Annotated in this window: 20 protein-coding genes; 16 read left to right on the top strand and 4 right to left on the bottom strand. The window is 64.3% G+C overall.

Annotated features, from left to right (window positions below; all coding sequences use genetic code 11):
• Positions 1-16: 16 nt before the first annotated feature.
• The 4 genes from purH to ACZ6YA_RS08990 all read left to right on the top strand — a co-directional run bounded on the left by purH (position 17) and on the right by ACZ6YA_RS08990 (position 6599).
• On the top strand, positions 17-1624 hold the full coding sequence (purH, locus tag ACZ6YA_RS08975; protein WP_465896752.1) for a bifunctional phosphoribosylaminoimidazolecarboxamide formyltransferase/IMP cyclohydrolase: 1608 nt from the start codon (positions 17-19) through the stop codon (positions 1622-1624).
• Positions 1625-1769: 145 nt separating this feature from the next.
• A complete protein-coding gene (purD, locus tag ACZ6YA_RS08980) occupies positions 1770-3059 on the top strand; it encodes a phosphoribosylamine--glycine ligase (RefSeq protein WP_465896753.1) in 1290 nt (429 codons plus the stop codon).
• 141 nt (positions 3060-3200) lie between these two features.
• Positions 3201-5972, top strand: a complete 2772-nt coding sequence (locus ACZ6YA_RS08985; protein WP_465896754.1) for a hybrid sensor histidine kinase/response regulator — start codon at positions 3201-3203, stop codon at positions 5970-5972.
• A gap of 30 nt (positions 5973-6002) precedes the next feature.
• Positions 6003-6599: a MarC family protein gene (locus ACZ6YA_RS08990; protein WP_465896755.1), complete on the top strand. Its 597-nt coding sequence runs from the start codon at positions 6003-6005 to the stop codon at positions 6597-6599.
• A gap of 12 nt (positions 6600-6611) precedes the next feature.
• On the opposite strand, the gene cobJ is transcribed toward ACZ6YA_RS08990, so the two are convergent.
• The 4 genes from cobJ to cobG are packed head-to-tail and all read right to left on the bottom strand — an operon-like array spanning position 6612 to position 10987.
• Positions 6612-8303 (bottom strand): precorrin-3B C(17)-methyltransferase, encoded by a 1692-nt coding sequence (gene cobJ, locus ACZ6YA_RS08995; protein ID WP_465896756.1) that lies wholly within the window; start codon positions 8301-8303, stop codon positions 6612-6614.
• Between the two features lie 2 nt (positions 8304-8305).
• Positions 8306-9040, bottom strand: a complete 735-nt coding sequence (locus ACZ6YA_RS09000; RefSeq protein ID WP_465896757.1) for a precorrin-2 C(20)-methyltransferase — start codon at positions 9038-9040, stop codon at positions 8306-8308.
• Positions 9037-9663, bottom strand: a complete 627-nt coding sequence (locus tag ACZ6YA_RS09005) for a precorrin-8X methylmutase (RefSeq protein WP_465896758.1) — start codon at positions 9661-9663, stop codon at positions 9037-9039. The genes ACZ6YA_RS09000 and ACZ6YA_RS09005 overlap by 4 nt, the downstream gene beginning before the upstream one ends.
• Positions 9656-10987, bottom strand: coding sequence for a precorrin-3B synthase (gene cobG, locus ACZ6YA_RS09010; RefSeq protein WP_465896759.1), 1332 nt, complete (start codon positions 10985-10987; stop codon positions 9656-9658). The genes ACZ6YA_RS09005 and cobG overlap by 8 nt, the downstream gene beginning before the upstream one ends.
• Before the next feature lie 121 nt (positions 10988-11108).
• On the opposite strand from cobG, the gene cbiE reads away from it, so the two are divergent.
• The 12 genes from cbiE to urtA all read left to right on the top strand — a co-directional run bounded on the left by cbiE (position 11109) and on the right by urtA (position 23780).
• Positions 11109-12320, top strand: a complete 1212-nt coding sequence (cbiE, locus tag ACZ6YA_RS09015) for a precorrin-6y C5,15-methyltransferase (decarboxylating) subunit CbiE (RefSeq protein WP_465896760.1) — start codon at positions 11109-11111, stop codon at positions 12318-12320.
• Complete coding sequence (locus tag ACZ6YA_RS09020; RefSeq protein WP_465896761.1) at positions 12313-13407, top strand: cobalt-precorrin-5B (C(1))-methyltransferase; 1095 nt, start codon at positions 12313-12315, stop codon at positions 13405-13407. Before cbiE ends, ACZ6YA_RS09020 begins: the two co-directional genes overlap by 8 nt.
• Positions 13404-14126 carry a cobalt-precorrin-6A reductase gene (locus ACZ6YA_RS09025; protein ID WP_465896762.1) on the top strand — a complete coding sequence of 241 codons (723 nt, stop codon included), beginning with the start codon at positions 13404-13406 and terminating at the stop codon, positions 14124-14126. Before ACZ6YA_RS09020 ends, ACZ6YA_RS09025 begins: the two co-directional genes overlap by 4 nt.
• Before the next feature lie 111 nt (positions 14127-14237).
• Complete coding sequence (locus ACZ6YA_RS09030; protein ID WP_400796955.1) at positions 14238-14675, top strand: NfeD family protein; 438 nt, start codon at positions 14238-14240, stop codon at positions 14673-14675.
• A 25-nt stretch (positions 14676-14700) separates the two neighbouring features.
• Complete coding sequence (locus tag ACZ6YA_RS09035; protein ID WP_465896763.1) at positions 14701-15555, top strand: SPFH domain-containing protein; 855 nt, start codon at positions 14701-14703, stop codon at positions 15553-15555.
• Positions 15556-15771: 216 nt separating this feature from the next.
• Positions 15772-16161: a DUF2946 domain-containing protein gene (locus tag ACZ6YA_RS09040; RefSeq protein WP_465896764.1), complete on the top strand. Its 390-nt coding sequence runs from the start codon at positions 15772-15774 to the stop codon at positions 16159-16161.
• Between the two features lie 48 nt (positions 16162-16209).
• Positions 16210-16695 (top strand): copper chaperone PCu(A)C, encoded by a 486-nt coding sequence (locus ACZ6YA_RS09045; RefSeq protein WP_465896765.1) that lies wholly within the window; start codon positions 16210-16212, stop codon positions 16693-16695.
• 25 nt (positions 16696-16720) lie between these two features.
• Entirely contained in the window at positions 16721-17146 is a 426-nt protein-coding gene (locus ACZ6YA_RS09050) for a DUF2946 domain-containing protein (RefSeq protein ID WP_465896766.1), read from the top strand.
• A 68-nt stretch (positions 17147-17214) separates the two neighbouring features.
• The gene (locus tag ACZ6YA_RS09055; RefSeq protein ID WP_465896767.1) at positions 17215-19281 is read left to right on the top strand and encodes a TonB-dependent copper receptor; all 2067 of its coding nucleotides are present in this window, start codon (positions 17215-17217) and stop codon (positions 19279-19281) included.
• A gap of 58 nt (positions 19282-19339) precedes the next feature.
• On the top strand, positions 19340-20707 hold the full coding sequence (locus ACZ6YA_RS09060; RefSeq protein WP_465896768.1) for a PepSY-associated TM helix domain-containing protein: 1368 nt from the start codon (positions 19340-19342) through the stop codon (positions 20705-20707).
• A gap of 211 nt (positions 20708-20918) precedes the next feature.
• Positions 20919-22325 carry a D-serine/D-alanine/glycine transporter gene (gene cycA / locus ACZ6YA_RS09065; RefSeq protein ID WP_465896769.1) on the top strand — a complete coding sequence of 469 codons (1407 nt, stop codon included), beginning with the start codon at positions 20919-20921 and terminating at the stop codon, positions 22323-22325.
• Between the two features lie 189 nt (positions 22326-22514).
• Entirely contained in the window at positions 22515-23780 is a 1266-nt protein-coding gene (gene urtA / locus ACZ6YA_RS09070) for an urea ABC transporter substrate-binding protein (RefSeq protein WP_465896770.1), read from the top strand.
• Positions 23781-23843 lie beyond the last annotated feature (63 nt).

Here is a 23843-nt window from a genome sequence, read left to right on the forward strand (position 1 = left end):
GTTATTGGAACCCGAAATGACCGACCAGACTACCCGCCTGCCAGTCCGCCGCGCCCTGATCAGCGTCTCCGACAAGACCGGTATCCTCGAATTCGCTCGTGAGCTGCAGCAGCTCGGTGTCGAGATCCTGTCCACCGGCGGCACCTACAAGCTGCTCAAGGACAACGGCGTGAACGCGGTGGAAGTGGCCGACTACACAGGCTTCGCCGAAATGATGGATGGCCGGGTCAAGACCCTGCACCCGAAAATCCACGGTGGCATCCTCGGCCGTCGCGGTACCGACGACGCCATCATGAACGAGCACGGCATCAAGCCGATCGACCTGGTTGCCGTCAACCTGTACCCGTTCGAGGCCACCATCGCCAAGCCGGGCTGTGACCTGCCGACCGCCATCGAGAACATCGACATCGGCGGCCCGACCATGGTCCGTTCGGCTGCCAAGAACCACAAGGACGTCGCCATCGTGGTCAACGCTGGCGACTACGCCAGCGTTCTCGAAGGCCTCAAGGCCGGCGGCCTGACTTACGCCCAACGCTTCGACCTGATGCTCAAGGCATTCGAGCACACCGCCGCCTACGACGGCATGATCGCCAACTACATGGGCACCATCGACCAGGCCAAAGACACCCTGAGCACCGAAGCACGCAGCGAGTTCCCGCGTACCTTCAACAGCCAGTTCGTCAAAGCCCAGGAAATGCGCTATGGCGAGAACCCGCACCAGAGCGCGGCGTTCTACGTCGAGGCCCACAAGGGCGAAGCCAGCATCTCCAGTGCCGTGCAGCTGCAGGGCAAGGAGCTGTCGTTCAACAACGTGGCCGACACCGATGCCGCGCTGGAGTGCGTGAAGAGCTTCGTCAAGCCGGCCTGCGTCATCGTCAAGCACGCCAACCCATGCGGCGTGGCCGTCGTCCCGGAAGAAGAAGGCGGCATCCGCAAGGCCTACGACCTGGCCTACGCCACCGACACCGAGTCGGCTTTCGGCGGCATCATCGCCTTCAACCGCGAGCTGGACGGCGAAACCGCCAAGGCCATCGTCGAGCGTCAGTTCGTCGAAGTGATCATCGCCCCGAAAATTTCCCAGGCGGCCCGCGACGTGGTTGCGGCCAAACAGAACGTGCGCCTGCTGGAATGCGGTGAATGGCCAGCCGAGCGTACTGCCGGTTGGGACTTCAAGCGCGTCAACGGTGGCCTGCTGGTGCAGAGCCGCGATATCGGCATGATCAGCGCCGATGACCTGAAGATCGTCACCAAGCGTGCGCCGACCGAGCAGGAAATCCACGACCTTGTGTTTGCCTGGAAAGTGGCCAAGTTCGTCAAGTCCAACGCCATCGTCTACGCCAAGCAGCGCCAGACCATCGGCGTCGGCGCCGGCCAGATGAGCCGCGTCAACTCCGCGCGCATCGCTGCCATCAAGGCCGAGCATGCTGGCCTGCAGGTGCAAGGTGCGGTAATGGCATCGGACGCGTTCTTCCCGTTCCGTGATGGCATCGACAATGCGGCTAAAGTGGGTATCAGCGCCGTGATCCAGCCGGGTGGTTCGATGCGTGACGCTGAAGTCATCGCTGCTGCCGACGAGGCTGGTATCGCGATGGTGTTCACCGGTATGCGTCACTTCCGCCACTAATTACGCGGATCCCGGGCAATCGGCGATCCTGTGGGAGCGGGCTTGCCCGCGAATACGATGGTGCATTCACCGCCGCATTCGCGGGCAAGCCCGCTCCCACAGGGTTATTCGCCAGCCTAGGGATCACCTGAATCGAGGTTTTGACATGAAAGTTTTGATCATCGGCAGCGGCGGCCGTGAGCACGCCCTGGCCTGGAAAGTCGCCCAGGACCCACGCGTCGAAAAAGTCTTCGTCGCCCCGGGCAACGCCGGCACCGCCATTGAAGCCAAGTGCGAGAACGTCGCCATCGACGTTACCGCCCTGGAGCAACTGGCCGACTTCGCTGAAAAGAACGTCGACCTGACCATCGTCGGCCCTGAAGCCCCGCTGGTCATCGGCGTGGTCGATCTGTTCCGCAGCCGCGGCCTGGACTGCTTCGGCCCAACCAAGGGCGCGGCCCAGCTGGAAGGCTCCAAGGCCTTCACCAAGGACTTCCTGGCACGCCACAAGATCCCGACCGCCGACTACCAGAACTTCACCGAGATCGAGCCGGCCCTCGCCTACCTGCAGGAAAAGGGCGCGCCGATCGTCATCAAAGCCGACGGCCTGGCTGCAGGCAAAGGCGTGATCGTCGCCATGACCCTGCAGGAAGCCGAAGACGCCGTGCGCGACATGCTCGCCGGCAATGCTTTCGGTGAAGCCGGTTCGCGTGTGGTGATCGAAGAGTTCCTCGACGGTGAGGAAGCCAGCTTCATCGTCATGGTCGACGGCCACAATGTGCTGCCGATGGCCACCAGCCAAGACCATAAGCGCGTCGGCGACCAGGACAGCGGCCCGAACACCGGCGGCATGGGCGCCTATTCCCCTGCCCCCGTGGTCACCGCCGACGTGCATCAGCGCGTGATGGACCAGGTGATCTGGCCGACCGTGCGCGGCATGGCCGAAGAAGGCAACGTCTACACCGGTTTCCTGTACGCCGGCCTGATGATCGACAAGGCGGGCAACCCCAAGGTCATCGAGTTCAACTGCCGGTTCGGCGACCCGGAAACCCAACCGGTCATGCTGCGCCTGGAATCGAGCCTGGTGCTGCTGATCGAAGCCGCATTCGCCAAGGCCCTGGACAAAGTCGAAGCGCAGTGGGACCCGCGCCCGAGCCTGGGCGTGGTCCTGGCTGCCGGCGGTTACCCGGGCGACTACGCCAAGGGTGACGCGATCAGCGGCCTGGAAGCAGCAGCCAAGATCGAAGGCAAGGTGTTCCATGCCGGCACTTCGCTCAAGGACGGCCAGGTCGTCACCAACGGCGGCCGCGTGCTCTGCGCCACTGCCATGGGCAGCACCGTCGCCGACGCTCAGCAGCAGGCTTACCGCCTGGCCAAGGAAGTCAGCTGGAACGGTAGTTTCTACCGTACCGACATCGGCTACCGAGCCATTGCTCGCGAGCGCGGTGAACACTAGAAGTAACCTTTCTCGGATGGTCGCGGCGCCTCGCATATGCGACATTCGGCTCGTCGACAAGGCCCCACCGGGGCCTTGCCTTCGACTTGGCGCGCCGCGCATAGTTAGTACACGGCACATCGGCTAGGAAGGGATCTCGTAGTGCGTCGGCTTCGGATTGCCACAGCTCTGATCGTCAGCTTGCTGACTCTGCTCTGCCTTCTCCCGGCTTCGGCCGATCAAGGCGGAGGTTGGTCGGTTTTGCTCGATGAACAGGCCAACCTGCAACTGAGCGACGTGCGCTCCGATCGCTACCGCAGCCAGTTCAGCCCGACCGCCCTGGGTGACCTTGATGCCGCCCCGGCCGAACAAGCCCTTTGGCTGCACTATCGCCTGGAACCGGGTGATCAGGAGCAACTGCTGCGGGTCTTCGCCCCCGACCTTTCGCGCCTGGACCTCTACGCCCTCGACGGTGACAAGCTGCTACGCCAGCTGCACCACGGGCGCCAGGCCGGCAAGGGCAGCAGCCCAACCCTGCGCGGCAGCGACCATGTGATGCCCTTGCCCAACAGCTCACAAGCGCTGGACATCTACCTGCGCCTGGTTTCCGAGCATCAACTGCGCCCGGCCATCAGCCTGGAACCCGCAGCCGAGGCAGCCTCCAACCACAGCCAGCCGTTGCTTTTCGGCATGTTGTTCGGCGGCCTGGTGATGCTGATCCTGCACAACCTGATCCGCTTTCTGTACACCCGCTCCACGACTACCCTGATTCTCGCCATGTACCATGGGCTGATGCTGCTCAGCGGCCTGATCCTGCTAAACCTCAGCGGGCCCTGGTGGCACCTGTGGCACAGCGCGCAAACCCCGGCTGCCTACTTGACCCTGGTGTTGGCAGGCATGGCCGGGCTGTATTTCACGCAGCATTTCTTCGCGCCCTGCAATTCGCCGCAGCTCAACCGTCTGCTGCAGGGCGAGATACTGATTGCTGCTGTCAGCGGGCTGATCCTGCTGTTCGTCGACACCCTGCCACTCAACCTGATGACCTACGCCCTGATGGCCCTGGGCAGCGTTAGCATGCTGTTGGTCAGCAGCTACCACTGGTACAAGGGTTATGCACCGGCACGGCTGTTCAGCCTGGCAATGGTGGTGTTCAACCTTGGTGGTCTGGTGCTGCTGCCCGCCCTGCTCGGCCTGACACGTACTTCGACGCCTTGGCTGCTGTGCATTCTGCTCGGCTTGGCAGTGGTCAGCGGGCTGCTGCTGAACCTTGCAGTCAGCGAGCGCCTGCGCAGGATGAGCGAAGAGCGCTTCAGCGCCAGCCGCGCGCTGGCCGCCAGCGATGCGGAAATCAACGCCAAAGCCGAATTCCTGGCGAAGATCAGCCACGAAATCCGTACCCCCATGAACGGCGTGCTGGGCATGACCGAGCTGCTGCTGGGCACTCCACTGTCGGTCAAGCAGCGTGACTACGTGCAGACCATCCACAGCGCGGGCAACGAACTGCTCACGCTGATCAACGAAATCCTCGATATTTCCAAGCTCGAATCGCGGCAGATCGAACTGGACGATGTGCAATTCGACCTCAACGCCCTGATCGAAGACTGCCTGAACATCTTCCGAGCCAAGGCCGAACAGCAGAACATCGAACTGATCAGTTTCACCCAGCCCCAAGTGCCGCGGGTTGTCAGCGGCGACCCCACGCGCCTGCGCCAGGCGCTCTCCAGCTTGCTGGAAAACGCCCTGAAGAATACCGACCAGGGGGAGATTCTGCTGGTCGTGGCGCTGGACCAGCGCGGCGAAATCCCGCGCTTGCGCATTGCCGTGCAAGACAGCGGCGAGCCCTTGCCGGCCGCAGAGCGAGAAGCGCTGCTGCAGGCCGAGCTGCATAGCCACCAGTTTCTCTCCAGCAACAAGCTCGGTGGCCACCTCGGGTTGATCATCGCCAAGCAGCTGATCGGCCTGATGCAGGGCGAGTTCGGGATCAAGAGCAGCACCAGCATGGGCAATACCCTGTGGCTCACCCTGCCGCTCGACCCATCACGACTGGAACAACCGCCGGCTGACCTCGACGGCCCGCTGCGCGATGCCCGGGTACTGGTGGTCGACGACAACGACACTTGCCGCAAGGTGCTGGTGCAGCAGTGCAGCGCCTGGGGCATGAACGTCAGTGCGGTACCGTCCGGCAAGGAAGCCCTGGCCCTGCTGCGTACCAAGGCACACCTGCGCGACTATTTCGATGCAGTCCTGCTGGACCAGAACATGCCCGGCATGACCGGCATGCAACTGGCGGCGAAAATCAAGGAAGACCCCAGCCTGAACCACGACATCCTGGTGGTGATGCTGACCGGTATCAGCAATGCGCCGAGCAAGGTCATCGCGCGCAATGCCGGGGTCAAGCGCATCCTGGCCAAACCGGTCGCCGGCTATACGCTCAAGACAACGTTGGCCGAAGAACTGGCCCAGCGTGGCCGCGAACAGACAGTACCGATGCCGTTGCCAGGCACACCGCCCAGCCACGAGCTGCCCGGTGATTTTCGCGTGCTTGTCGCCGAAGACAACAGCATCTCGACCAAGGTCATCCGCGGCATGCTCGGCAAGCTCAACCTGGAGCCGGACACCGCCAGCAACGGCGAAGAAGCCCTACAGGCAATGAAGGCCCAGCGCTACGACCTGGTGCTGATGGACTGCGAAATGCCGGTGCTCGATGGTTTCTCCGCCACCCAGCAACTACGCGCCTGGGAAATCGCCAACCAGCGCCAGCGCACACCGGTGGTGGCCCTGACCGCGCACATTCTTGCCGAGCACAAAGAGCGCGCACGTTTGGCCGGGATGGATGGGCATATGGCCAAGCCGGTGGAGCTGTCGCAATTGCGCGAGTTGATCCAGTATTGGGCGAATCAGCGCGAGGCCAAGACCGATCCGCTGCACACGTAGCCGACATCGTTTCTACAAGGATCCAGCCTCATGCTCCATGAGTTGTTCAGTGTCTACCTGAAGATGCTGGTGCTCTACAGCCCATTCTTTGTGCTGTCGTGCTTCATCAGCCTGACCCGTGGGCACTCCAGCAAGGAGCGCAAGCAGCTAGCCTGGAAGGTCGCCTTCGCTGCGCTGGTCGCCAGCGTGCTGCTGTACCTGTTCGGGCGAGCGATCTTCGGCATTTTCGGCATCACCGCCGACGCCTTCCGCATCGGCGCCGGCAGCGTGCTGTTCATTTCGGCGCTGAGCATGGCCCAGGGCAAGCCAGCGGTGCAGGCCGACAACGTGCAGCAGGACGTGACCATCGTGCCACTGACCATCCCCCTCACCGTAGGCCCCGGTACCATCGGCGCCTTGCTGGTGATGGGCGTGGGCCAGCCGCACTGGGATGACAAGGCGCTGGCCATCGTCAGCATCGCGCTGGCCAGCTTCACCGTGGGCCTGGTGCTGTACCTCTCGCACGGGATCGAGCGGCTTCTCGGCGAACAGGGCCTGCAGATCGTCAGCCGCTTGATGGGGCTGTTCGTCTGCGCCCTGGCGGCGCAGATCATTTTCACCGGGATCAGGGGCTACCTGGTTGGCTAGCCCCCCCGCCCCTTACGGCGCGACCGGGTACCAGCGAGGGGTGTAGACCCATTGCCCACCCTCGGCACGGGCGAACGTGCAGGTGGTAGACGAACCGATCAGGACCATGGTGCGCATGTCGACCATTTCCGGTGTCAACTCACCTAAGGTAACGACCTTGAGCGTTTGCCCAGGCCGGCCGATATCGCGCCCCAGCACCACAGGGGTAGCCCCCACCCGATGCTGGCGCACGATTTCCAGCGCGCGCCCCAACTGCCAGGGCCGCGAGCGTGAGATCGGGTTGTAGAAGGCCAGCACCAGGTCGGCCTGAGCCGCCAGATCCAGCCGATGCTCGATGGTCGCCCAGGGCTTGAGGTTGTCGGAAAGTGACATTACGCAGAAGTCATGCCCCAGTGGCGCCCCCGCTTGAGCCGCTGTGGCCAGCGAAGCCGAGACCCCCGGCAGAATTTCGAGATCGACTCGATGCCAGGCGGGGTCGCTGGACGCATGCAATGCCTCCAGCACTGCAGCGGCCATGGCGAAAACGCCTGGGTCGCCCGACGACACCACCACCACCGAACGCCCCTGTGCTGCCAGCTCGAAAGCATGTCGAGCGCGCTGCATTTCCTCTCGGTTGTCAGTGCAATGTTGCACCTGGTCGTTACGGAACGGCCCGGCCATGCGCACGTAGGTTTCGTAGCCGAGAATATCTTCGGCGCGTGCCAGCTCGGCCTTGACCGCCGGCACCATCAGTTCGGCGGCGCCAGGGCCTAGGCCGATGACCGCGAGGCGACCTCGCCTGCGGCCCAGCCGTGCAGTTTCGACAGGCGCCGAGGCCACGGCAATGACCATGCCTGCCTGATCGATCAGGCGGGCATCAGGCAAAGCTTGGGTAGCCATGTTCGCAAGCGTGCTGTCCATGGCGGCAAAACGCAGTGGAACGCCAAGCAGCTTGGCCGCTTGGCCCAAGGACGCTTCGGCCATGACTGTTTCTGCTGCCAGAAGACAGGCGAGCGACTGCTCGGCGATGCCCACTTCACGCAGTGCACCACGCACCCGCTCGACCAGGTCGGCGCTCGCTGTATCCACCGCGACCACCACTGAACGGGGGTGAATCAGCAGTTCGTCACGGCTGGCAGGTCGTGCCTCACACCCCACATGAATGGTGCGCAGGGCAGCGTCACTCCCCGGTAGTTGTGCCTGAGCCAGCCAAGGTGCATCTCCTTCGATACGCACGGCCTCGCCTGCCAGCAGGTCGGAAACGAAGCGCTTGCCCTGCTCGATATCCGCCAAAGCATAGCCCTCGGGCGGGTTAAGCAAGCAGGTGCCGAAACGCAGTTCACCGCTGGTGGTGATTGCCGCCGCCACGCCCAGCGCCGCGCCTATCTCGCGGGCCATGACATTGACGCCACTCAGCCCACCGAGCAGCGGCACTACTGCGCTACCGTCCTCGGCCACTACCAGCACCGGCGGTTCTGCGCCCTTCTCGTTGAGCAGCCCGGCCAGGCTGCGGATGACGATGCCTGCAGCACACAGCGCAATGATTGGCGTGTCCTGCTGGTACAGCGCGCGCAGCGTGTCGCCGAACGCTTCGTAATAATGGTCGGCCTGCTCGACTCGGCCGGCCAGGCCATGGATCGTCGCCTGCGGATACTGCTGCTGGATGCGCTGCGCGGTCGCCAGGCTGCCAGCGCCGAGCACGATGATTGCCGGTGCCTGGTGCATGCTCATCCCTGCCATTTTTCACCCGGCACGATGATCAGCGAGAAGTACGGCGAGGACTGCGGGTCGACCGCGTCCAGCGCGACGATCTTCTGGTTGGCCATGGTCGCCCGCTCGACGTACAACGCACGCCCGTCCAGGCCCAGCTCGCCGAGCACCTGGCGCACCTTGGGGAAGTTGCGGCCCAGTTTCATGATCACCGCCGCATCGGCATCGGCCAGGCGGCGCTTGAGCTCTTCGGCCGGCAGCACGCCGGACAGCACCGACAGGCTCTGGTTGCGGTACACCAGCGGTGCGCCCAGTACCGAAGCGCCACCGAGCATCGAGCAGACACCCGGGATCACCTGCGCCTCATAGCGCTGCGCCAGGCGGTCGTGCAAGTACATGTAGGAGCCATAGAAGAACGGATCGCCCTCGCAGATCACCGCCACATCGCGGCCGGCATCCAGGTGTTCGGCCACCTGCACGCTGGCTTCATCATAGAAGTCGCTGATCACCTGCTCGTACGACAAGGGTGCCGGCAGCGCTTCGGTGGTCACCGGGTAGACCAGCGGCAGCAGCGTTTGCGCAGGCTGCAGGTGCGCCTCGATGATGCCGAAGGCGTTGCCACGCTTGCCCTTGGCCACGAAGTAGGCGACCACCGGGGCCTCGCGCAGCAGGCGAAGGGCCTTGAGGGTGATCAGCTCAGGGTCGCCAGGGCCCACGCCCAGGCCCAGCAGGCGGCCGCGCGGCGTCATCATTCCACCTCCGTGGCGAGGGCGTTGACCGCGGCGGCGGCCATCGCGCTGCCGCCCAGGCGGCCTTGCATGATTACGAACGGCACGCCGCGGCTGTCGGCGGCGAGCATCGCCTTGGACTCGGCAGCGCCGACGAAGCCGACCGGGAAGCCGAGGATCAGTGCCGGTTTGGGCGCGCCCGCGTCGATCATTTCCAGCAGATAGAACAACGCGGTGGGGGCGTTGCCGATCACCACCACGCTGCCTTCCAGGTACGGCCGCCACAATTCAAGGGCCAATGCCGAACGGGTGTTGCCAGCCTCCTTGGCCATGCCTGGCACACTCGGGTCGCGCAGGGTACAGATCACTTTGTTGTCCGCCGGCAGGCGTGCGCGGGTGATGCCTTCGGCGACCATGTGCGCGTCGCACAAGATCGGCGCCCCCTTGGCCAGGGCTTCGCGCCCAGCGCGGCCGGCACCTTCGGAGAACTGCAAACCGTCGATGGCCTCGACCATGCCGCAGGCGTGGATCACACGCACGGCGAGCTTCTCGAGGTCTGCGGGGATCCGCTCGAGTCGGGCTTCTTCACGGATGATCCGGAAGGAGTTGCGATAGATCTCCTGACCATCGCGGATGTAATCAATCATCAAGGTGCTCCGTCGGCAGGGCGAGCATGGCGCCTGCTTCATTCAAGGTGAGGTCGGCGGCGCGCAGGGCGCCAAAGCCTGGCAGGCGCGCGTCACGCAAATAGAGGTCATAACGGCCCGGCGAACGGGCCAGCAGGGTCGCCGCGGCGACATGGGCCACGGCGCAGGATCGGTGGCAGCCGGACAAGTGCACGCTGGCAGGGGCGCCAGCGGGCAACAGGGCTGCCAGGGTCACGGCATCGGTCTTGGTTTCGCCGTGCGCCTTGGCGCAACCGCTGCTGCCCGTGCAGGCGACCAGACGGGCCAAGGGTTCATGGTTGTGGCAGAGCATACCCAAGGCCGACAAATCACGTTGCGCCTCGGCGATGCAGGCGACAGCGATGTTGGGCAGGACCAGGCTCTGCCAAGGGCTCAGGCGCAGGCTGCCATCGCCCAGTTCGCGGGCGACTCGCGCAGCGCCACGGAGCATGTCGCCCGTCAGCCTGCCCAGCGGCGGGGCGATGCCCAGCGCCATGCCATGCTGCTGTGGCACAGCGCCCAGCCATGGGCGGTTGCCTGCTTCGCGTCGCCAATCGAGGACGGCAGCGTCACGGCGGATGTTCAGCCCCAGGCCATCGATGAAACTGTCCACCGGACAACCTTCAAGCAATTGGCGCATGCGTGCCTGATCCGGGCTGGCCAGGTCGAGGAAGCGTTCAAGCACTGCACGCACCAGCGCCAGGCCCTGCTCCACCGGCACCGCACCGAGTACCTGGCCATCGGCAGGGCAGCCAGCCAGGCCGAACGCCAGCCAAGTGCGCTGCTCCAGGCGCAATGCCGAGAGCCACAGGTCGTGCGGGTGTTCGAGCATCGCCAGGCCTTCGCCACCGTCCAGCTGTAGGGCGAACTTGGCCGACAACTGATGAAAGCGCGGGGTGCCTTGCAGCAGGTCGAGTATTTGTGCGGCCAATGGCCGCACATCCAGCACCATGGCCGGGTCATGGCCGGCCAGGGGGTTGAGCATCAGGTTGCGCACATCGTCGCTGGCGGCTTCGCGCGGGCCCAGGCCTGCATCCAGCAGGTTGTCGATCAGGCCCTGGTGATCGTCACCGACACCACGGATCTGCAAGTTGCCGCGGTTGGTCGCCTCGATCACGCCGGTGGCGAATCGCTCGGCAGCGCCCGCCACCGCATCGGCCTGGTCTGCCAGCAGCAAACCGCCGGGCAGCTTGATCCGGCAGATCCCGCCATCGCGGGCGCCGACGATACGCCACAACCCCGGGCAAGCCGAGGGACGGGGCGATACGGTAGGGGCATGGACCTGCTTCAAAGGGGCGTCCGGCAATCGCTGAAAATGCGCTTGAGTGTAGAAGGCGCGGTATTATGCCTGCTTTGTCCGGCGGCATGAAAAACCGGTGGTCGAGCATTCATCACCGCGGCCCCAAAAAATGACGGATCTGAAACACATGACACCCTGGCTGACAGTAGTAGGCATCGGCGAAGACGGCTTCAGCGGCTTGGGCAAGCAGGCCCGGCGCGCGCTGCTAGGCGCCTCGCGGATCATCGGCAGCCCGCGCCAGCTGGCCTTGCTGCCCCGCTGTATAACAGCCGCCCAGCAGGACTGGCCGAGCCCGTTCTCCCTGGCCCCAGTATTGGCCCTGCGCGGTGAACCGGTGTGCGTGCTGGCTAGCGGTGACCCGATGTTCTTCGGCGTCGGCGCCAGCCTGGCGCGGCAGGTGCCGGCTGATGAAATGCAGGTGCTGTCGATGCCCTCCTCCTGTGCCCTGGCCGCCGCGCGCCTGGGTTGGCCGTTACAGGACGTGCAGGTGGTGTCGGTGGTCGCGCGCCCCTTGGCCGCACTCAATGCCCACCTGTACAGCGGCCAGCGCCTGCTGGTGCTGAGCAACGACGGCGACAGCCCTGCCGCCATCGCCACCCTGCTGCGCGAGCGAGGCTTCGGGCCAAGTCGGCTGCAGGTGTTCGAGCATCTAGGCGGTGCAGCTGAACGCCAGCTGGTGGGTAGTGCCGATGACTGGCCGCACTGCGAGATTGCCGCGCTGAACCTGGTCGCCATCGAGTGCCAGGCCACAGCAGACGCCCCGCGTCTTGCTCGTACCCCAGGCCTGCCAGATGACGCCTTCCGCCACGACGGCCAGCTGACCAAACGTGACGTGCGCGCCATCACCCTGGCCCGTCTTGCTCCTCAGCCCGGCGAATTGTTGTGGGACGTGGGCGCGGGCTGTGGCTCGATTGGCATCGAATGGATGCGTGCCCACCCTGCCTGCCGGACGCTGGCGATCGAAGCCGACGAAGGCCGTCAGGGTTTCATCGAGTACAACCGCGATGCCCTCGGCGTCCCCGGGCTGCAACTGGTTCGCGGCAAGGCCCCGCAGGCGCTGGCCGAGCTGGAGCGCCCGGACGCCATCTTCATTGGTGGCGGCGTCACCCGCGAAGGCGTGCTGGCGTTGTGCTGGGAACGCCTGCGCCCTGGCGGGCGGCTGGTGGCCAATGCCGTAACCCTGCAGAGCGAGCTGGCCCTGGCGCATTTCCGCGAGCAGCATGGCGGCGAGCTGACCCGCATTCATGTCGCCCAGGCCCAACCCCTCGGCGCCTTCGACACTTGGCGTCAGGCGTTGCCGATCACCTTGCTCGACGTGGTGAAACCCTTCGATGCGTGAGGAAACCCGCGAACAACCCGCGCCCCTGCGCAGCGGCCTGACCACCGGCAGCTGCGCCACCGCCACCAGCCTGGCGGCCGCGCGCCTGCTGCTCGCCGGCCAGGCGGATGACGCCGTCAGCATTACCCTGCCCAAAGGCAAGGTGGTGCAGATGCGTCTGGAGTTCTGCCGCCGCGACGGCCAGCGCGCCGAGGCCGGCACGCTCAAGGATGCCGGCGACGACCCGGATGTCACCCACGGCGCGCTGCTCTACAGCCAGGTGCGTCTGCTGGCCGCGCCTGGCGTACGCTTTGTCGCAGGCGTCGGCGTCGGTACCGTCACCCGCCCAGGTCTGGTGCTGGCAGTTGGCGAACCGGCGATCAATCCGGTGCCACGGCGGATGATCAGCGAGCACCTGCAGCAGTTGGCCGACAGCTGCAACTACCCGGGCGGCTTCGAGGTCACCGTGAACGTGCAGGGCGGCGAGGAACTGGCGCTGAAAACCATGAACCCGCGCTTGGGCATCCTCGGCGGGTTGTCGATCCTGGGCACCAGCGGCATCGTCCGCCCGTTCTCCTGCGCGGCCTACATCGCGTCGATCCACCAGGGCATCGACGTCGCCCACACCAATGGCTACACCCACATCGCCGCGTGCACCGGCAATGCCAGCGAAGACACCATGCGCCGGGTCTACGGCCTGCCGGAGATTGCGCTGATCGAGATGGGCGACTTCGTCGGCGCCGTGCTCAAACACCTGCGCAAAGTGCCGGTACCCCGCCTGACCCTGTGCGGTGGTTTCGGCAAGATCAGCAAACTGGCCGCCGGGCACATGGACCTGCACAGCCGCCATTCGAGCATCGACCTGCCGCAACTGGCCGGCTGGGCCGCAGACATCGGCGCCGATGCCGACCTGCAGGCCGCGATCATGGCCGCCAACACCAGCCAGCAAGCCCTGGCCCTGGCGCACGCGGCGGGTATCGCCCTGGGCGATGCAGTCTGCGCCCATGCCCTGGCCTTTGCCCGCAGTGTGGTGCCTGCGCAGGTACAGGTGGAAGTCTTCGCCATCGACCGCCAGGGCGGCATCGTCGGCAAGGCCGGTGTGCAATGAGCCGGCGCATCCTGTTGCTGGGCGGGGTCACCGAAGCCCTGGCCATCGCCCGCCAGTTTGGGCCCGAGCATGTCTATAGCCTGGCCGGCATCGGCCGCGTGCCGCAGGACCTGGCCTGCCAGGTGCGGGTTGGCGGTTATGGCGGCGCCGAAGGCCTGGCCAGTTACCTGCGCGAAGCAGGCATCACGCTGCTGATCGATGCCACCCACCCCTATGCGGCACAGATCAGCCGCAATGCCGCGGTTGCCGCTCAAGCCGTCGGTATCCCTTGCTGGGCCTTGCGCCGCCCGGCCTGGGTGGCGCAACCGGGTGATGACTGGCGCGAGGTGGACGACTGGGCAGGACTGATGGATGCGCTCAAGCCGTTTCGGCGGCCGCTATTCACCCTCGGGCGCGAGCCGTTGCAACACCTGGAGGAAATTCCACAGGAGCAGTTCTGGACCCTGCGGGCGCTGGAAGCCTGCCCTGGCAACGATCGCTGCGAAGTGATCGGTGCGCGCGGGCCGTTTCATCTCGAAGATGAGCGGGTGCTGTTTACACGGCGCAACATCGATGTGCTGGTGAGCAAGAACAGCGGCAGCGTGGCGACGGAGCCGAAGCTGGAAATAGCGCGCGAGCGCGGCGTGCCAGTGCTTATTTTGAAACGGCCAGCGCTTGTACCGGTGGACTTGGAGTTTGCGACGGTAGCGCAATTTCTTTCAGCACTCGATCTTCCGTAGGTTGCCGCCGGTCCTACGCTTTTTTCAGAAATTCCCCTAAAGCCAACGAATGGCCTAGTGCCGCCTTGCTGCCGTAAACTCGACGCCTCCCCTTTGGAAGGCGTCAACCATATGGAAATGCAATGGTGGATCTGGCTGGTCTTCGGTATCGCGCTGATCCTGCTCGAACTGGTCCTGCCCACGTTCTTCATCATCTGGTTCGGCATCGGTGCCGTGCTGGTTTCACTCATCTCGCTCGCCGCCCCCAACCTGCAACTGGATATGCAAGTGCTGATGTGGGTGCTGTTTTCCTCCGTCACCACGGCACTGTGGTTCAAGCTGTTCCGGCGCAAGCAGCCGGATGTGCGCTGGACCGCTGACAGCGTAATCGGCGAAGTCGGGCTGCTGATCAGTAGCGTTTCGCAATTTCAGAAAGGCCGCGTGCGCTTTCAGAAGCCAATCCTCGGCAACGAGGAATGGGTCTGCGTGGCCGACAGTGACATCCCGTCCGGCGAGCGCGTGCGTCTCGTCGCCATCGAAGGCAATACCGCCCGGGTCATTCGCGCCTGACCCGCACTGAAAGGAAGTTCACAGCATGACAAGTCTCATCGTCGTCGGCACCCTTGCCGTGTTTGTCCTGATCACCGTATTCAAGGGGGTGCGCATCGTGCCCCAGGGTGAGGAATGGATCGTAGAGCGCCTGGGCCGTTACCACAGCACGCTCAAGCCCGGCCTGAACATCGTCATCCCGTACATGGACGTGGTCGCCTACCGCCTGCCGACCAAAGACATCATCCTCGACGTGCAGCAGCAGGAAATCATCACCCGCGACAACGCGGTCATCGTCGCCAATGCCTTGTGCTTCGCCAAGGTGGTCGACCCGCAGAAAGCCTCCTACGGCGTGCAGAACTTCTCGTTCGCCGTCACCAGCCTGACCATGACCTCGCTGCGCGCCATCGTCGGCGCCATGGACCTCGACGAAGCACTGTCGAGCCGCGAGCAGATCAAGGCGCGCTTGCGTGAAGCGATGTCCGAGCAGACCGAAGACTGGGGCGTGACCGTGCGCTCGGTGGAGATCCAGGACATCAAGCCGTCCGAGAACATGCAGATGGCCATGGAACGTCAGGCAGCTGCCGAGCGTGAGCGTAAAGCCGACGTGACCCGCGCCGAAGGGGCCAAGCAGGCGGCGATCCTCGAAGCCGAAGCACGTCTGCAATCGGCCAAGCTGGACGCCGAGGCGCAGATCAACCTGGCCGAGGCCTCGGCGCGGGCGATTTCGCTGGTCAAGGAAGCCGTGGGCAGCGAAACGGTACCGGCCATGTACCTGCTGGGTGAGCGTTATGTCGGGGCCATGGAGAGTCTGGCGAGCAGCAACAATGCCAAGGTGGTGGTACTGCCCGCCGACCTGCAAGAGACCGTTCGTGGTCTGATGGGCCGCAACAAGGCTTGAAACTGCCGGGGCCGCTGTGCGGCCCATTCGCGGGACAAGCCCGCTCCCACAGAAATGACCAATTCCAGAGCTTGCCTGTGGGAGCGGGCTTGCCCCGCGAATGGGGCTGCACAGTAGCTACTACACTACCGCGCCTGCGTCACTTCACCGCACCCTGCCTTTTTTACCTATACTCCGCCGTACAATACCCACCACGATTCCTGACCGGATCTCTCCATGCCCCCACGTCGGCACATCGCCTGGATAGCCTGCCTTGCAGTGCTGTTCAACTTGCTGGCCATGCCGCTGTCTTCTGCCGCGCCCAAAGGCCCGGCCGAACAGCTGCTGTGGGGGGCTTTCTGTTCGAGCGTGGCGGGCAAGGCCAAAGTCGATGTCCAAGCCCTGGCCAAGATCGACCTCGGCACGCAAAGCGACGACCATTCCAACATGCAGCACTGCTGGTGCTGTTCCGGCGCCGCGCCGCTGCTGGCCTTGCCAGGCTACCCGCCCCAGCTGCACAACCCGCCCACGCTGTTGGCCGGGCAACCACCGCCGCTCGCCACTTACCAACCGACGCCGCGCCAACTATGGCCTGCGCTCAATCCCCGTGCCTCTCCCCTGGTCTGAGTTCATCGCGCTGTCTGCCTGAACCTGAACAGAACGGAGATTCACACCATGCTCAAGCAAGCTCTTATCGCGGCCGCCTTGCTGCTGCCCGGCGCCTTCGCCAATGCCCATGAATATACCGTGGGCGACCTGCATATCGCCCACCCCTGGTCGCTCGCGCTGCCACCGAATGCGCCCAACGTCGCTGCGTATTTCGTCGTGCACAACAACGGCAAGGTCGATGACCGCCTGCTGAGCGTCGACACCCCGATCACCGCCGATGCCCAACTGCACGAGCATGTGATGAGCGGCAACGGCGCCATGAAGATGCAGCAAGTGCCGAGCGTGGCCGTACCGGCCGGCAAGGACCTGGTCTTCGCCCCCAGCGCCTACCACGTGATGCTCATGCAGCCCAGTGACCGCAGCCTGCTGGTCGACGGCAAGCACTTCCCACTGACCCTGCATTTTGAAAAGGCCGGCGATATCACCGTCGACGTCGCCGTGCAGAAGCAGCCGCCGGCGGACCAGCCGCAAGGCCACGAACACGCGCACTGACGCAAGCTAACCGGCGCTCGCCAGCATGGACCTGCCACGCAACAGCCGCAGCCGTACCACCCGCCCTGAACGCAGGCGCGTCGGTGGCGGCTGGCTGAGCCTGTTCGCCATGTGGATGATCTTCATCGGCCCGCTGGTTTCCCAGTCGATGCCGATGGATCACGCCGGCATGAACATGCCGATGGACATGAGCATGTCCATGGAGCATCAGCATGGCGAGGCACCTGAATGCCACACCGGCGATGGCCAGCTGCATGTCATGTGGGAAAAGTGCGGCTACTGCAGCCTGCTGTTCAATTGCCCCGCCCTCCCGCAAACGCTTAGCCCGCTCAGCGCAGGCCATTTAACACCCACCTCCATCAGCGTTTTCCCAACGCACCAGGGCCATGCCCGGCAGGCCTACTTCCCCGGTGCCCGCAGCCGCGCGCCGCCGCTTTCGATCAGCGTCTGACATCACTTTTTTGTAGCACGAAGCCTGGAGGCTTCGCGCCCACCCATGACTGATCGACTGGAATCACTATGTCCGGCTGCACCCTTGTTTTCACCACCGCCCTGCGAGGGACATTCGCCGCGTTGTGCGGCTCGCTGCTCGCGCCCATGGCCCTGGCTGCCGACTCCGGCCACGAAGGCCGCGAGCCAACACCGCCCGAGCTGAGCCCGACGGTGATCACCGCCATTGCGCCGAGCTCGCCGCTGACCGTGGTCACCAACCCGAAAGACCCACGCCAGCCTGTACCGGCCAGCGACGGTGCCGATTACCTGAAGACCATCCCCGGCTTCTCGGCCATCCGCGCTGGCGGCACCAACGGTGACCCGGTACTGCGTGGCATGTTCGGCTCACGCTTGAACATCCTCACCAACGGCGGTGTGATGCTCGGCGCCTGCCCCAACCGCATGGACGCACCCACTTCTTATATCGCGCCAGAAACCTACGACCGGCTCACCGTGATCAAGGGCCCACAAAGCGTGATCTGGGGGCCGGGCGGCTCGGCAGGCACCATCCTCTTCGAGCGTGAGCCGGAGAAATTCGGCGCCCTCGGCAGCCGACTCAACGCCAGCCTTTTGGCCGGTTCCAATGGCCGCTTCGACAAGGTGCTCGATGCCGCCGCCGGCAACAGCCAGGCCTACGCCCGCTTCGTCGGCAACCAGTCGCGCTCGGACGACTACCAGGACGGCAACGGCGACACCGTGCCCTCGCGCTGGGACAAATGGAACGGTGATGTCGCCTTGGGCTGGACGCCAGATTCGGACACCCTGCTGGAACTCACAGCCGGCAAGGGCGATGGCGAAGCCCGCTACGCCGGGCGTGGCATGGATGGCTCGCAATTCAAGCGCGAAAGCCTGGGCCTGCGGTTTGAAAAGTCCAACCTCGGCGAGGTGCTCGACAAGGTCGAGGCGCAGGTCTACTACAACTACGCCGACCACGTGATGGACAACTACAGCCTGCGCACGCCCTCGGGCAGCGGCATGATGGGCATGCCCATGGTCAGCAATGTCGACCGCCGCACCCTGGGTGCGCGCATCAAGGCCACCTGGCGCTGGGCCGACGTGCAACTGATCAGCGGCATCGACGCGCAGACCAACGAACACCGCCAGCGTGGCGGCATGGGCGTCGATGCACATAAGTCCCAGCCGTGGACCAAGGACGCCGACTTCCACAACTACGGCGCTTTCGGCGAGCTGACCTGGTACGCCACAGGGGAAGACCGGCTGATCAGCGGCGCCCGCCTCGACCGCGCCTCGGCCCGCGATTTCCGCACCGGCAGTGCCACCGAAGGCGACACCCGCGCCGACACCCTGCCCAGCGGCTTCGTACGTTACGAGCACGATCTGGCGGCCTTCCCCGCCACTACCTATATCGGCCTCGGCCATGCCCAGCGCTTCCCAGACTACTGGGAGCTGTTCTCGCCCAAGCTGGCGCCGCCTGGTGCCGCTAACGCCTTCGATGGCATCAAGCCGGAGAAGACCACCCAGCTCGACGTCGGCATCCAGTACCGCGACGAGCGCCTGGAAGCCTGGGCCTCGGGTTACGTCGGGCAGATCCGCGACTACATCCTGTTCGACTACCGCACCGGCATGATGGGCATGAGCACCTCCCAGGCGCAGAACATCGACGCACGCATCATGGGCGGCGAACTCGGCGCCGCCTACAAGCTGACGGAAAACTGGAAGGCCGACGCGACGCTGGCCTATGCCTGGGGCAAGAACAGCAGCGACGGCAAGGCGCTGCCGCAGATGCCGCCGCTGGAAAGCCGCCTGGGCCTGACCTACAGCCGCGACACCTGGAGCGCCGGTGCCTTGTGGCGCCTGGTATCCGCGCAGAACCGCATCGCCGAGAACCAGGGCAACGTGGTCGGAAAGGACTTCGAGAAAAGCGCCGGCTTCGGCGTGTTCTCACTCAACGGCGCCTACAAGGTGAACAAAAACCTCAAGCTCAGCGCGGGGGTCGACAACCTGTTCGACAAGGCCTACGCCGAGCACCTGAACCTGGCCGGGAATGCCGGGTTTGGCTACCCTGCCAGCGATCCACAGCCCGTGAACGAGCCAGGCAGGACCTTCTGGACAAAGGTCGATGTGAGCTTCTGACAACAACAATGGGCGCGGCCATGGTCGCGCCCCTCAGCTGGTCAAACAGGAGGTTCCCATGAGCGGAACACGCGTGTCCTTCTACAACCTGGCCTGGCGCTGGCATTTCTATGCTGGGCTGTTCGTCGCCCCTTTCATGATCCTGCTGGCGATCACCGGGATCATCTACCTGTTCAAGCCGCAGCTGGACCCATTGCTTTACCGTGACCTGATGGTGGTCGAAGCCGGGCACCATCGACAGGGTGCCGACCTGATGCTGGATGAAGTCCGTCAAGCCTACCCCAAGGGCCATGTCAGCCAGTACCTGCCCCCCATCGATGCCGAGCGCAGCGCCCAGTTCGTGGTGCATGACGGCGGGCGCGAGCTGAATGTCTTCGTCGACCCGTACAGCGGCAAGATCCTTGGCCAGCAGGACGCCCAGCAGAACCTGCAGGCCGTGGCCCGCGCCCTTCACGGCGAGCTGATGGTCGGCACGCTCGGTGACCGCTTGGTGGAACTGGCTGCTGGCTGGGGCATCGTGCTGGTGGTGTCCGGCCTCTACCTGTGGTGGCCGCGCGGGCGCAACGGTGCCGGCGTGCTATGGCCGCGCATGAACGCCCGCGGTCGCCTGTTTTGGCGCGACTTGCATGCGGTGACCGGTTTCTGGGGGTCGGCACTGCTGTTGCTGATGCTGCTCAGCGGTATGACCTGGACAGGCTTGTGGGGCAAACAATACGCCGACCTGTGGAACCGATTTCCGGCAGCCATGTGGAACGACGTGCCCAAGTCCGACCAACAAGCCGGTGCACTGAACAGCGCCCATCGCCAGACCGTGCCCTGGGCCATGGAAAACACGCCGATGCCACAGTCCGGTGCGCATGCCGAACATGCCGGGCATCACATGATGAGCAGTGCGCCGGCAGCGCCGCAGGTAAGCCTGCAACAAGTCGAAGACATCGCCACGGCGCGCCAGGTGGAAGCGGGCTACAGCATCACCGCCCCCACCACGGCCGAGGGCGTCTACACCATCGCCGTGTTCGCCGACGACCCGCGCAACGACGCCACCTTGCATGTCGACCAGTACACCGGCAAGGTCCTGGCCGACGTGCGCTGGCAGGATTACAGCCCGGTCGCCCGCGCTACCGAAGTGGGTGTCATGCTGCATGAAGGCAAGATGTTCGGGGCGTTCAATCAGCTCATCATTCTGCTGGTGTGCCTGATGATCCTGCTGGGCTCGGTGAGTGGATTGGTGATGTGGTGGAAACGCCGGCCAGCCGGTGGGCTGGGCGTGCCGCCGCTGCGCCATGACTTGCCGCGATGGAAGACGGCGGTGGGGGTAATGCTGTTGCTGGGGGTGATGTTCCCGCTGGTGGGGGTATCAATGGTGGTGATGTGGGTGGTGGATAGCCTGGTGGTGCGGCGGCGGCGCGTGCTGGCTAGCGCTTGACACCTGCTCTGCCCTTACTGGCCTCTTCGCGGGCAAGCCCGCTCCCACAGGAACCGCAGCGCTGCGAAGTCTGTGGGAGCGGGCTTGCCCCGCGAAGAGGCCAGTACAGGTATCGGAAAAGTCGAGTCGATCTGTCGCGCCCCGAATTGGGACGCCCGTGTTAGCCTTGTCGGCTTTCACAAAAAGACTGACCCGAAATGGAATGCAGCCAATGACCCGGACCTCTTCCCCCCCTGCTGAAGACCAGCACCTGCAGCGCAACCTGACCAACCGCCACATTCAACTGATCGCCATCGGTGGCGCCATCGGCACCGGCCTGTTCATGGGCTCGGGCAAGACCATCAGCCTGGCGGGGCCGTCGATCATCTTCGTCTACATGATCATCGGCTTCATGCTGTTCTTCGTCATGCGCGCCATGGGCGAACTGCTGCTGTCGAACCTCAACTACAAGTCGTTCATCGACTTCTCCGCCGACCTGCTCGGCCCCTGGGCCGGTTACTTCACCGGCTGGACCTACTGGTTCTGCTGGGTGGTCACCGGGATCGCCGACGTGGTGGCGATCGCCGCCTACACGCAATTCTGGTTCCCGGACTTGCCGCAGTGGATACCCGCGCTGACCTGCGTGGGGCTGCTGCTGTCGCTGAACCTGGTGACCGTGAAAATGTTCGGCGAGATGGAATTCTGGTTCGCCCTGATCAAGATCGTTGCCATCCTCGGCCTGGTCGCCACCGGCCTGTACATGGTCATCACCGGCTTCGAATCACCAAGCGGGCGCACCGCGCAACTGGCCAACCTGTGGAATGACGGTGGCATGTTCCCCAATGGCCTGATGGGCTTCTTCGCCGGGTTCCAGATTGCCGTGTTCGCCTTTGTCGGCATCGAGTTGGTCGGCACCACGGCCGCCGAAGCGAAGAACCCCGAGCGCACCCTGCCACGGGCAATCAACTCGATCCCGATCCGCATCATCGTGTTCTACGTGCTGGCACTGATCGCGATCATGGCCGTGACCCCATGGCGCGACGTGGTGCCGGGCAAGAGCCCGTTCGTCGAGCTGTTCGTGCTGGCCGGCCTGCCGGCGGCGGCGAGCATCATCAACTTCGTGGTGCTGACCTCGGCGGCCTCGTCGGCCAACAGCGGTGTGTTCTCCACCAGCCGCATGTTGTTTGGCCTGGCCCAGGAAGGCGATGCACCGCGCGCGTTCGAGAAACTTTCGCGGCGGGCGGTGCCGGCCAACGGCCTGTATTTCTCGTGCATCTGCTTGCTGCTGGGGGCGGTGCTGATCTACATGGTGCCGAACGTGATCGAAGCGTTCACTTTGGTGACGACCGTTTCGGCGGTGCTGTTCATGTTCGTCTGGACGCTGATTCTGCTGTCGTACCTGAAGTACCGCAAAACCCGTGCGGCGCTGCACCAGGCGTCGAAGTACAAAATGCCGGGCGGGCGCTTCATGTGCTACGTGTGCCTGGTGTTCTTCGCCTTCATTCTGGTGTTGCTGAGCCTGGAGGCGGATACCCGCTCTGCCTTGATCGTCACTCCGGTCTGGTTCGTGTTGCTGGCAGCGACCTACCAAGGTGTGCGCAGCCGGCGCCATCCGCGCAGCGCTGTTCGCGAAAGTTGATCCACACTTGGGGCCGCACAGCGGCCCCATTGCTGTGCAGAAAAGACTTCAAGGCACCATCCTGGACCCGCCCCACGCCCTAATACCTCGCACACCCTGTCTATTACGCACCTTCCGCCATCCGGCACACCCCTTGCAACGCCCCTCCCCGCTTGGCCAACACGATAAAAAACTCAGCGGAGAGAGCACATGAAGCGACGCAGTCTGATCAAGGCCTTTACCCTCAGCGCATCGATTGCGGCGATGGGCCTTAGCTGGAGCCTCCAGGCCGCCGAGACCATCAAGGTCGGCATCCTGCATTCGCTGTCCGGGACCATGGCGATTTCCGAAACCTCGCTCAAGGACATGGCCTTGATGACCATTGACGAGATCAACGCCAAGGGTGGGGTCAATGGCAAGATGCTCGAACCGGTGGTGGTCGATCCCGCGTCCAACTGGCCTCTGTTCGCCGAAAAGAGCCGCCAACTGCTAACCCAGGACAAGGTCGCGGTGGTGTTCGGCTGCTGGACTTCGGTGTCGCGCAAATCGGTGCTGCCGGTGTTCGAGGAGTTGAACGGCCTGCTGTTCTACCCGGTGCAGTACGAAGGTGAAGAGATGTCGCCGAACGTGTTCTACACCGGTGCCGCACCGAACCAGCAGGCGATTCCGGCCGTGGAATACCTGATGAGTGAAGATGGCGGCAGTGCCAAGCGCTTCTTCCTGCTGGGTACCGACTACGTCTACCCGCGCACCACCAACAAGATCCTGCGCGCCTTCCTGCACAGCAAGGGTGTGGCCGACAAGGACATCGAAGAGGTCTACACGCCGTTCGGCCACGCCGACTATCAAACCATCGTTGCCAATATCAAGAAGTTCTCCGCCGGCGGCAAGACGGCGGTGATCTCCACCGTCAACGGCGACTCCAATGTGCCGTTCTACAAGGAACTGGCCAACCAGGGCCTGAAGGCCACCGACGTGCCGGTAGTGGCGTTCTCGGTGGGCGAAGAAGAGTTGCGAGGCATCGATACCAAGCCGCTAGTGGGCCACCTGGCGGCGTGGAACTACTTCGAATCGGTGGATAACCCGGTCAACCAGAAGTTCGTCGCCGACTGGAAAGCCTACGCCAAGGCCAAGGGGTTGCCGGGCGCAGACAAGGCAGTGACCAACGACCCGATGGAAGCCACCTATGTGGGCATTCACATGTGGGCGCAGGCCGCCGAAAAAGCCAAGTCCACCGATGTCGACAAGGTGCGTGAAGCGCTGGCCGGGCAGAGTTTCAAGGCACCGTCCGGCTTTACGCTGACCATGGACAAGACCAACCACCACCTGCACAAGCCGGTGATGATCGGCGAGATTCAGGATGACGGTCAGTTCAGTGTGGTCTGGGAGACCGAGCAGCCGTTGCGGGCGCAGCCATGGAGCCCGTTCATTCCGGGGAATGACAAGCGGCCGGATTATGCGGTGAAAGGTAACTGATGCCATTCGCGGGCAAGCCCGCTCCCACAGGTTTCATGTAGTCCCTGAGGCCTGTGCAGTACC

Source organism: Pseudomonas sp. NPDC090752 (assembly GCF_055584805.1).